Annotated in this window: 8 protein-coding genes and 1 pseudogene; 3 read left to right on the forward strand and 6 right to left on the reverse strand. The window is 67.1% G+C overall.

Annotated elements, in window-relative coordinates:
• Positions 1-4: 4 nt before the first annotated feature.
• The 5 genes from M3A49_RS24720 to glgC form a co-directional block, all read right to left on the reverse strand.
• Positions 5-1,189, reverse strand: coding sequence for a branched-chain amino acid ABC transporter substrate-binding protein (locus M3A49_RS24720; RefSeq protein WP_416339004.1), 1,185 nt, complete (start codon positions 1,187-1,189; stop codon positions 5-7).
• Between the two features lie 406 nt (positions 1,190-1,595).
• A complete protein-coding gene (locus M3A49_RS24725; protein ID WP_266231424.1) occupies positions 1,596-2,057 on the reverse strand; it encodes a hypothetical protein in 462 nt (153 codons plus the stop codon).
• 123 nt (positions 2,058-2,180) lie between these two features.
• Positions 2,181-3,053, reverse strand: coding sequence for a pyridoxal kinase PdxY (pdxY, locus tag M3A49_RS24730; protein WP_266231425.1), 873 nt, complete (start codon positions 3,051-3,053; stop codon positions 2,181-2,183).
• A gap of 171 nt (positions 3,054-3,224) precedes the next feature.
• Positions 3,225-4,715, reverse strand: a complete 1,491-nt coding sequence (gene glgA / locus M3A49_RS24735; RefSeq protein WP_266231426.1) for a glycogen synthase GlgA — start codon at positions 4,713-4,715, stop codon at positions 3,225-3,227.
• Positions 4,716-4,808: 93 nt separating this feature from the next.
• The gene (gene glgC, locus M3A49_RS24740; RefSeq protein WP_254356152.1) at positions 4,809-6,074 is read right to left on the reverse strand and encodes a glucose-1-phosphate adenylyltransferase; all 1,266 of its coding nucleotides are present in this window, start codon (positions 6,072-6,074) and stop codon (positions 4,809-4,811) included.
• 329 nt (positions 6,075-6,403) lie between these two features.
• Between glgC and M3A49_RS24745 the strand changes: the two genes are divergently transcribed.
• Positions 6,404-7,522, forward strand: coding sequence for an alpha/beta fold hydrolase (locus tag M3A49_RS24745; protein ID WP_266231427.1), 1,119 nt, complete (start codon positions 6,404-6,406; stop codon positions 7,520-7,522).
• A 60-nt stretch (positions 7,523-7,582) separates the two neighbouring features.
• Here the strand turns inward: M3A49_RS24745 and M3A49_RS24750 are convergent, their stop codons facing one another.
• On the reverse strand, positions 7,583-8,587 hold the full coding sequence (locus tag M3A49_RS24750; protein ID WP_266231428.1) for an LLM class flavin-dependent oxidoreductase: 1,005 nt from the start codon (positions 8,585-8,587) through the stop codon (positions 7,583-7,585).
• Positions 8,588-9,289: 702 nt separating this feature from the next.
• Between M3A49_RS24750 and hpnI the strand changes: the two genes are divergently transcribed.
• Both hpnI and M3A49_RS24760 read left to right on the forward strand, forming a co-directional pair.
• The gene (hpnI, locus tag M3A49_RS24755; protein ID WP_266231429.1) at positions 9,290-10,579 is read left to right on the forward strand and encodes a bacteriohopanetetrol glucosamine biosynthesis glycosyltransferase HpnI; all 1,290 of its coding nucleotides are present in this window, start codon (positions 9,290-9,292) and stop codon (positions 10,577-10,579) included.
• A gap of 86 nt (positions 10,580-10,665) precedes the next feature.
• A pseudogene (locus M3A49_RS24760) lies at positions 10,666-10,963 on the forward strand (hopanoid biosynthesis associated radical SAM protein HpnJ); the annotation flags it as partial.

The following is a 10,963-nucleotide window of genomic DNA, read 5'->3' on the forward strand; positions in this document are numbered from 1 at the left end:
GCGCTCAGCCGCCGCGCGTCGTCACCGGCACCCACACGCCGTTCTTCACCTGCCAGAGCGTGGAGGCGCCGTTCTTGAGCGAGCCGTCCGGCTCGAAGGCGATGCGGCCCGTCACGCCGTCGAAGGCGAGCGCCTTGAGCGCGCTGCGGTAGCCGTCGGGTTGCGCCGATTTCGCATTGACCATCGCGTGGATCGCGGCCCATGCCGCGTCGTAGCCGAACGGCGCGTAAGCGAGCACGTTGGTGCCGAAGCGGGTTTTATAGGCCTGCTCGAAACGCGGGCCCTCCGGCAGCTGCGCGGGCGGGCGGCCGTACTCCCAGGCCATCGCGCCTTCGGCGGCTGCCCCCGCGCCCTGGGTGAAGTCGGCGTTCGCCACGCCGCCGCCGCCCACGAACTGCGCGTTCATGCTGCGCGCCTTCATCTGCTTCGCGAGCGCCGCGCCCTGGTGCGCGAGGCCGCCGAAGTAGAGCAGATCGGCATCGGCGGCCTTGATTTTCGCGAGCTGCGGGCCGAAGTCGCTCGCGATGCTTTCCGCGAACTCGCGCGCGACCACGTGGCCGCCATGCTCGCGCACCGCGCGCTCGAATACATCGGCTTCGCCCTGACCGAACGCGGTGCGGTCGTCGATGATGGCCACGCGTTTGGCCTTCATCACGTCCACGGCCCACGCGCCGGCGATGCCTGCGTTCTGCGCGTCGTTTGCAATCACCATGAAGGTGTTGGCGAAGCCTTGCGACGTGATGACGGGATTGGTGGCCGCGGGGCTGATCATCGGAATGCCGGCGCTCTCGTAGATGCGCGAGGCCGGAATGGCCGAGCCAGAATTGAAGTGGCCGACTACGGCGTTCACCCCCTGATTCGCCAGCGTCGCGGCGGCCTGCACGCCGAGGCGCGGGTCGCTGCGATCGTCGATGGGCACCAGTTCGAAGTGCGCCGTCTGCTCGCCGATCTTGAGGTTTTGCGCGTTCGCTTCGTCGAGGGCGAGCTGCACGCCGTTTTGCAGATCGCGGCCGTAATTGGCGTAGTCGCCCGAGAGCGGCGAAACGAAACCGATGCGTACATTGAGCGGGCCGGCGGCCAGAGCGTCGTGGCTGGCGCAGAGTGCCGCAACTGTGACCATCGCACCAATCAGGAGCCCAGCCGCGAGCTTGCCGACCGGGCGGCGCTTACGGCACGCACGGCACGGCATGGCGAATGTGCAGACGCTAGCGGTTTTGAGCGCGGCGGCGAGACTCATCGTGACTCCTTGCGCGACAGCGGCGCGGTGTTCTTGTGTGCGTTTTGTCCGGGTACGCCGCGTCGCGCGCTGGCCGTGGCGCGGAGGCGGGGCGTCTCGTCTTCAGGTCTTGCTTCTTGCTGTATGCGACTGCGACTTGCCGGGACGTGCTGTGCGCCGGCTGCGCGCGTGGGTGGGGTGTCTCAGCTGGCTCGGCCGGCTGGGCGCGCGCCTTCGTGAGGCGGCGGATGGCGAGCAATATAGCAGGCCGCCGGGTCAGTCGCTCAGTCAGTCGCTCAGTCAGTCGCTCATTCGGTCGCTCAGTCGGTCGCTCAGTCGGTCGCTCAGTCAGGCGCTCAAGCGGTGTCGCGAGGGTGGGCTACTCGCCCCTTTGCAGCTCGAAGAGCGCGTCACGCAGTTGCACGAGCGGCGCCATCGTGTCGGCGCTCGCCCATCCTTCGAGGTCGTCGAGCGCGCGGTTGCAGCCGTCGAGCACCACGTCGAGATCGACGGGAACGCCATTGGCGAGCGCGAAGCGAATCGTCGCTTCGAAGCGTTCGCATTCGTCGTCGCTGTACGAGATGTCGAGCGTCTCGGCAATGGTCTGGGCGATGTCGCTGCGTACGCGGTCGCTCTCGTCGACGAAGTCGATGATGCCGCGCGCGACATCGGGCGCATGGTAAAGCGCGATGTCGAGCCACACAGTGGCGTCGAAATCGCTTGCGTGGCTTTGTTCCTCGAAGTATTCGATCGCTTCCTGCTCGTGAGTCTCGCCGGCATCGACGGCGAGGCAAAGCTGTTCGAAATACTCTTCCTGTTCGCTACGGATTGAATCGGACATCGGTCATTCTCGAAAGACGGTGGGCGCCGCGGCCGTGTTTCGCCGCCGCGAGTCATGCGGACGGCATTATAGGCCGTGCGCGCACCTGTTCAGTTTAGGACCTGTTGCCCGCGCGAACAGGCCCTAAGCCGCTTCCACCGCCCAGGCGTCGAACCATTCGCGCGGACGCGCGATCTGGTCTTGCGCCGCGACGATTTCCAGTTCGTAACGGCCTGCGTCGTAAGTCGCCTTCACCACGGCGTTCACGGCCGCGAGCGTGTGTTCGAACGCGCGGCGCAGCGAGTCGCCGAGCATCAGGCGCGCGACGAACACCGCGCTCGTCACGTCGCCCACGCCCACTGGCTGGCGCGCGAACGGGTAGAGCGGGCGCTGGCCGAGCCAAGCTTCATGCTCGGTCACGACGAGCATGTTGAAGCGGTCGGCAGGGCTGTTGCGGTCGAGCAGATGCTTCACGAGGATCAGCTTCGGGCCGCGGCGCAACAGTTCGCGGCACGCGAGCACGCCTTCTTCCGCAGTCTCGATCTCGCGGCCTACGAGCCGTTGCAGCTCGGTGTGATTGGGCATCATCGCGTCGGCGACCTCGGGCATGTTGCGCACGAGGAATTCCTGAACGCCGGGCTCGACGCGGCAGCCGTTCTCGGCGTTGAGCGTGCCCATCACCGGGTCGCAAAAGTAGCGCGCCTGCGGGTTGGCGGCCTTCACGGCGCGCACCACGTCGATCACGCCCTGGGCCTGCTCGGGTGTGCCGAGGTAGCCCGATAGCACCGCATCGCAGCGCGGCAGCACGCCGATCGCGCCAATGCCTTCGACGAGATCCACGACCTCGTCCGAGCCGATGGCGGCGCCGGTCCAGTGGCCGTATTGCGTGTGATTCGAGAACTGCACCGTGTTGAGCGGCCAGACGTTCACGCCGAGGCGGCGCATGGGAAACACCGCGGCGCTGTTGCCCGCGTGACCGAACACGACGTGCGACTGGATGCTCAAAACGTTTTTCATGGCCGGTCCAGATTTCGTTATGGCTTGCGGCGCTTCGAGCAGCGCGCCTTTGCGCAGGTGCAGCAACGATAACCGAATTCGCTGCGCCCAGTCGATGGATGCGTGGGCGCGGTGTTGCGTGTGCGCCCGCGCAAGCGACCGTGATTTGCGTGGATTTTGTGGGGCGAGCCCTTAGGCCGTTGCGTTTTGACCGGCCAGCTCGCGATAAAGCGTCATGTAGCGTTGCGCCGACGCCGCCCAGCCGAAGTCCTGCTGCATTGCACGCGAGCGCGTCTCGCGCCAGTCGCGGCTGCGTCCATAGAGCGCAAAGGCGCGGCGGATCGCGGCCGTGAGCGCGTCGGGCTCGAAGCGCTCGAACACGAAGCCGGTGGCGAGACCATCGGCGAGATTTTCCAGCGAGGCGTCGACCACCGTATCGGCGAGTCCGCCCACGCGGTGCACGAGCGGCAGCGCGCCATAAGCGAGCGCATAGAGCTGCGTGAGGCCGCACGGCTCGAAGCGCGAGGGGACCATCATCACGTCGGCGCCCGCGACGATCTCGTGCGCGAGCGTCTCGTCGAAACCCAGCTCCACGGCCACCGCTTCGGGATGCTGGTGCGCGGCGCGCGTGTAGCCCTGTTCGAGGCTGGCGTCGCCGGTGCCGAGCACGACGAGCTGCCCGCCGCGCGCGACGATCTCGGGCAGCGCCGCAAGCAGCAGGTCGAGGCCCTTTTGCTCGGTGAGCCGGCTCACCACGCCGAACACCGGCGCGTCGTGCTTCTGCGCGAGCTTCAAGCGCGCCTGCAGCGCCGCCTTGCAGCGCATCTTGCCGCTCTGGCGCGTGGCCGAATAGCGCGTCGCGATGGCCGCGTCGCTCGACGGATTCCAGACGGCGTAGTCCACGCCATTGAGAATGCCGACGAGATCGTGCGTGCGTCCACGCAGCAGCGCCTCGAGGCCCCCGCCCTGGGCGACCGTCTGAATCTCGCGCGCGTAGGTCGGGCTCACCGTCGTGATCTTGTCGGCGAAATAGAGGCCGGCTTTCAGAAACGAAAGCTGGCCGTAGAACTCCACGCCATGCATGTCGAAGAAGTCGCGCGGCAGGCCGAGAGCGTCGAACTGCTGGGCGGGGAAGATACCCTGGTAAGCGAGGTTGTGAATCGTGAAGATCGAGCGCGCGCCGCCTGGCGCCATGCTCGTGCCGCGCTCGCGCGCCGCCGCGCGCAGATAGGCCGGCGCGAGCCCCGCGTGCCAGTCGTGCGCCTGCACGATGGCGGGCGCCCAGTCGGGATCGAGGTGCAGCGCGAGCTGCGCGGCCGACCAGCCGAGCAGCGCGAAACGTTGCGCGTTGTCGCCATAGGGCACGTGTTCGGCGTCGAGGTAGGGGTTGCCGGGGCGCGCGTAGAACGCGTCGGCACGGATCATGTAGACGGCAAGCTCGCTGCCGGGCAGACGCCCGAGGTCCAGCGTCGCCTCGGGCGCGCCGAAGGTGCGCGCGAGGCGCGCGACGGGGCGCAGGTCCTCGAGGCCCGCCGCGACGGGCGCGAAGCCCGGCAGCAGCAGGCGGGCGTCGGCGCCTTGTTCGATCAGCGCGGCGGGCAGGGCGGCCGTGACGTCGGCGAGGCCGCCGGTCTTCAGGAGCGGATACAGCTCGCTGGCTACATGCAGGACGCGAATGGTCATCGGGAGTCAGTCCTCTCGGTGCTCGGGTTGCTTGCGGGTTGGCGCGTCCTGGAGCGAAGCGGATCCGCCGGATCCGCTTCGCGAGGCGCACAGCTAGCCAGGCAGCTTCGCCAGCGCCTCGCCCGTGACCAGCACGACGCCGCTCTCGGTGCGATAAAAGCGCTCGGCGTCGCGCGTGGCGTCTTCGCCTATCACGGTGCCGTTGGGAATCGTGCAGCCGCGGTCCACGACGACCTTGCGCAGCCGGCAACTCGTGCCCACCGTCACCTGTGGCAACAAGACTGCCTCGGCAATGTTGCAGAACGACTGCACGACGACATTCGACGAGAGCACCGAGCGCGAGATCTGCGAACCCGAGATCACACTGCCGCCGCACACGATCAGGTTGGTGCCCGAGCCCTGCAGGCCGTTGAGGTCGCGCACGAACTTGGCGGGCGCCAACTGTTCCTGGTAGGTCCAGATCGGCCAGTTGCGGTCGTAGAGATCGAGCGCGGGGATGGTCGAGGCGAGGTCGAGGTTGGCGGACCAGTAGGCGTCGACCGTGCCCACGTCGCGCCAGTAGGGTTCGGCGGCCGGGTCCGACGACACGCAGGACATGCTGAACGGATGCGCGATCGCATGGCCGTCGCTCACCACGCGCGGAATGATGTCCTTGCCGAAGTCGTGGTCGGTGGCCGAGCGCGCGATGTTCTCTTCGAGCAGATGGACGAGGTAGTGGGTGTCGAACACATAGATGCCCATGCTCGCGAGCGCGATGTCGGGGCGCCCGGGCATGGCGGGCGGGTCGTCGGGCTTTTCGACGAAGCCGGTCACGCGGCGCGCCTCGTCCACGGCCATCACGCCGAACGCGCACGCTTCCATGCGCGGCACCTCGATGCAGCCGACCGTGCAGTCGGCGCCGCTCGCGGCATGGTCGGCGATCATGCGCGTGTAGTCCATCTTGTAGATGTGGTCGCCGGCCAGCACCACGACGTATTTCGGGCTGATAGAACGGATGATGTCGATGTTCTGGTACACGGCGTCGGCGGTGCCCCGATACCAGTGCGCGCCTTCTACGCGCTGCTGCGCGGGCCACAGGTCGAGGAACTCGTTAAATTCGCCGCGCAGGAAGCCCCAGCCACGCTGCAGATGGCGCAAGAGCGAGTGCGCCTTGTACTGCGTGACGACCGCAATGCGGCGGATGCCCGAATTCAGGCAGTTCGAGAGGGCGAAATCGATGATGCGGTACTTGCCGCCGAAGTACACGGCCGGCTTCACGCGCTTGTTGGTGAGCGGCCCGAGGCGTGTGCCGCGACCGCCAGCGAGCACGATGGCGAGGGTGGTGCGTTGCAGATCGTTGAGGCTTGCCGGAGTTTCCATGGTCGTCTCCTTGTTGTGCCCCCGGTACGGCCGCCGCGGCCCGCCTCGTCGTGCCCGGGCCGGTGCGGTCCTTTTCTTTCGTGCCTGGCGCGTCCCTGATGCGGCGCGTCTCGCGGTGCAACACGCGTGCGTCTCTCGCGTCGCGGACGTCTCGTGCGTCCTGTATTGACTGTTCTAGCACCGAATGCAGCGTAGCGCGAATTGCCGTGCCCTGGTTCGCCGGGCGAGAAAGCCGGCACGAGCGGGGCGGGGCCGCTAGAATCGCTGGCTGTACCGGCGCCATTTCGCCGTCCTGTTTTCTGTCCGACCTTTCGCCCGATCTCCCGTCGATGAGAGCCATCCTGAACCACACGCTTGCCCGCTTTGCCTCCTTCACTCCCTTCGTCGTCGCGCTGAGTGCGGCCGCGCTCTGTCACGCCGCCCTCGCTGCCGACCCTGAGGCGAGCGGGGCCGCGCCGTCGGCGGCGTCGTCAGCGCAAGCCGCGACCCAGACGCCCGACGGCCCCGCGTATGGTCCCGAGCTGCAGGGCTTCGAGTATCCGCATCCCGTGCATGACTTTGCGTTCGTTTCGCAGGGCCAAACGCTGCATATGGCGTACATGGACGTGCAGCCCGCAAAACCGAACGGACGCACCGTGGTCCTGCTGCATGGCAAGAACTTTTGCTCGGCGACGTGGGACGCCAGCATCCGCGAGCTGCACGCCGCGGGCTACCGCGTGATCGCGCCGGACCAGATCGGCTTTTGCAAATCGAGCAAGCCCGCTGCGTACCAGTTCAGCTTCCAGCAGCTCGCGCGCAACACGCATGCGCTGCTCGCGGCGCTCGGCGTGCACGACGCGACGATCGTCGGCCATTCGACGGGCGGCATGCTGGCGGTGCGCTACGCGCTCATGTATCCGCGCGAAACGGAGCAGCTCGTGCTCGTGAACCCGATCGGGCTGGAAGACTGGAAGGCGAAGGGCGTGCCGTCGATTGCGGTGGACGACTGGTACACGCGCGAACTCAAGACGAACGCCGACGGCATTCGCCGCTACGAGCAGGCCACCTATTACGCGGGCCAGTGGCGGCCGGCCTACGAGCCGTGGGTGCAGATGCTGGCGGGCATGTATCGCGGGCCGGGCAAGACGCAGGTGGCGTGGGACTCCGCGCTGATCTACGACATGATCTACACGCAGCCGGTGATCTACGAGTTCGGCCAGTTGCAGATGCCGACACTGCTGCTCATCGGCGACAAAGATACGACCGCCATCGGCAAGGATCTCGCGCCGCCCGAGGTGCGTGCGCAGCTCGGCCACTATCCGGTGCTAGCCAAAGCCGCGCAGCACGCCATTCCCCACGCGACGCTCGTGGAGTTCGCCGATCTCGGGCACGCGCCGCAGATGCAGGATCCGCGGGCGTTTCATGCCGCGCTGCTCAAGGGCCTCGACACGTTGAACACCTCGCACTGAGGGCGCGGTCGAGAGCAGGCTAGGTTGCGACGCCGCGCGCGAGGCAAACCTCGCGCCGTGTTACCGTCCCGCGGCGGCTTCCTTCAATTCCTCGCGCGCTTGCGCCGCCATCTCGAACGAGCGCAGGCGCGCCGCGTGGTCGTAGATCTGCGCGGTGACGATGAGTTCGTCCGCGCCGGTCTGCTCGATCACCGAGGCGAGGCCTGCACGCACGGTTTCCTGGTCGCCCACCACGGAGCAGGCGAGCGAGTGCGACACACCGGCGAGTTCGAACTCGTTCGCTGCGATCTGCTCGACCGGCGGCGGCAACTGCCCCGGCGTGCCGCGCCGTAGATTCACGAACTGCTGCTGCAGCGAGGTGAAGAGAAAGCGCGCTTCTTCGCTGGTGGGCGCGCCGAATACGTTCACGCCGACCATCGCATGGGGCCTCGCGAGCACCGCCGACGGACGGAACTGCGAGCGGTAGAGACGCAGCGCCGTGAGCAGATGGTCGGGCGCGAAGTGCGAGGCGAACGCGAACGGCAGACCCATGGCCGCCGCAAGCTGTGCACCGTAGAGGCTCGAGCCGAGGATATAGAGCGGTACGTTCAGGCCCGCGCCGGGCACCGCGCGCACGCGCTGGCCTTCCACGGGCGCAGCGAAATAGCGCTGTAGCTCGGCCACGTCGTCGGGGAAGCTGTCGGCGCTGCCCTGCAGGTCGCGGCGCAGCGCGCGCGCCGTGGTCTGGTCGGTGCCGGGCGCGCGCCCGAGGCCGAGGTCGATGCGGCCGGGGTAGAGCGCTTCGAGCGTGCCGAACTGCTCGGCAATCACGAGCGGAGCGTGGTTCGGCAGCATGATCCCGCCCGAGCCCACGCGGATGGTTTGCGTGCCGCCCGCCACGTAGCCGATCACCACCGAAGTCGCCGCGCTGGCGATACCCGTCATGTTGTGATGCTCGGCCAGCCAGAAGCGGTGGTAGCCGAGGCGCTCGGCGTGCCGGGCGAGATCGAGCGTGTTGCGCAGCGCGGCGCCGGCATGGGAGCCCGCCGGGATGGGCGAGAGATCGAGTACGGAGAAGAGGGTCATGGGCTAGCGTGGGGCCTGGTATGGAGAGCGCGATGCGCGTGCCGCGCGCCGGTTGCTCGACGCGAGGCCGCAAGGCAGTCGCAAGGTGCGGCCATTGTGCCAAACCACTTTCGTTCGTGCTGGCGGCCTCCGGGAACCCATGCCGCCCGCGTGGTTTCAGAGACGGCTGATTGCCTTTACGCCCAGTCGATTTGAATATGAACGAGAACTACTCCTGTTTATATGCAAAAGGCGCACTTTTAATTCAAAATTATTAAAGAATCGTTTCTATATGCTTACCGAATTTTTTCGGGGCGGAAAAGCTCTGGAAGGCAGCTGTTTAATCGCTGAAATAGTTACGCTTTTACAGTTTTAGCAACGCATTTTCCCGCGTCCGTCGGAAGCAACTGACAGAGCTTGCTGATACAATTTTCCGCGTCGAATCGGGGATCGACCATGTCCAGCGGCTTCATACGATGGCTTATCTCCATTCGTTGTTGGTTCAATTGCCCTGCATCATGCAAACCGGCATCCATTGTCGGGTTTCTAGCCTCAAATGTGCAATGCGGCTACGATGCGCGGCTTATTTCTGGATTTTCAGGGCAGGGAAATGGTACGTGGTGAAACGCGAATTCCGGTCGGGGCGCCGCAGGAGCTTCTCCCCTTGCGCGCAGCCCGCGGCGAGCGCGGCGTGGCCCACGTGACCCGACAAGGCGGCGCGTCATGACGGTGGCGCAGGTTGTCACCATCCCGGCGCCCTGGCCCGTGCTCGTCTGGGTCGTGGTCGTGCTGTGCGGCGTGGCCGCTTTCTACGGCCTCGTCGCCGCGCTGACGATGCCGCGCCTCGGTTCGGCCGCGCTCGTGCGCGAAGCCGCGCGCCGCGCGCGCCGTGCGCAACCGCAGCCCGTGAGCGTGCTCAAGCCCCTGTGCGGCGCCGAGCCGCGCCTCTACGAAAATCTCGCGACCTTCTGCGAACAGCGGCATCCGCGTTTTCAGTTGCTGTTCGGCGTGTCCTCGCCGGCGGATCCGGCCATTGCCGTGGTGCGCCGGTTGCAGGCGGCGTATCCCGGCCATGACATCGAGCTCGTGATCGACCCGCGCGTGCACGGCAGCAATCTCAAGGTGAGCAACCTCATCAATCTGGCTGCTCGCGCGCGCTACGACGCGATCGTCGTGGCCGACAGCGACATCGCCGTCGAGCCCGACTATCTGGAGATCGTCACCGCGCCGCTCGCCGACCCGGACGTGGGCGTCGTGACCTGCCTCTACGGCGCCCGCAGCATCGGCGGTTTCTGGCCCCGCGTGGGCGCGCTGTTCATCAACGAGTGGTTCGCGCCTTCGGTGCGCGTGGCGCATTCCACGGGCTCGCGCGCATTCGGTTTTGGCGCGACGCTCGCGCTTTCCCGTGCGACGCTCGAGCGCAGCGGCGGTTTCGCCGCACTCAAGGACTGCCTCGCCGACGACTATCTGCTCGCCCGCTACGCGCGCGATCACGGCCTGGCCACGGTGCTGGCGCCCGTGGTGGTCGCCACCGACGTGATCGAGCCGACCTTCGGCTCGCTCTGGCTGCGCGAGACGCGCTGGCTGCGCACCATCCGCTCGGTGAATCCGGCGGGCTTCGCTTCGCTGTTCATTACGTTTCCCACGCCGTGGCTCGTGCTGGGCGCGCTGTTTTACGGCCTGCTCGCGGCGGGCGGGGGCATCGGCGCGTGCGCGACGACGCGCGCGGCGCTGGCCGGGCTCGCCACGGCCACGATGGCGGGTATGATTGCGCGTTTGATACTGCACGCGCGAGCGAGCGCAAGCTGGGGCGCGTTCTGGCGCGATTTGCCGCTCGTGCCGCTGCGCGACGTGCTGCTGGCTCTGCAGTGGCTTTCCGCCGCGTTCGGCTCGCACGTGATCTGGCGCGGCGTGCGCGTGAGCGTCGCCAATCCCGAGGCCGATGCGCCCTCCGCCATGGCCAGGCCCGCGAGCGCGCGGCGGCCTGCCGTCGAAGGATCGGACGCTCGCTGAGCGCGTCGCTTTTATGCCGCGCTTTTAACCGAATTGTCACCTCAATCATCACCCGGCACAGTACGGGTACCCGGAGCACTCATCGCATGAAAACGCTGTTTCTGCAGGCCCCGTCGTATGACGGCTTCGACGGTGGCGCGGGCTCGCGCTACCAGGCAAAGCGCGAGATCCGCTCGTTCTGGTATCCCACCTGGCTCGCGCAGCCCGCGGCCCTCGTGCCCGACAGCCGCGTGCTCGACGCGCCGGCCGACGGCCTCTCCGTCGAAGAGACGCTGAAGATTGCAGCCGCATACGACCTCGTCATCATCCACACGAGCACGCCGTCGTTTCCGACCGACGCGCTGTTCTGCGAAGACCTCAAGAAGCGCAAGCCGTCGATCGTCA

Origin of the sequence: Paraburkholderia sp. CNPSo 3076, assembly GCF_026343935.1 — a bacterium.
Taxonomy (GTDB): Bacteria; Pseudomonadota; Gammaproteobacteria; order Burkholderiales; family Burkholderiaceae; genus Paraburkholderia; species Paraburkholderia nodosa.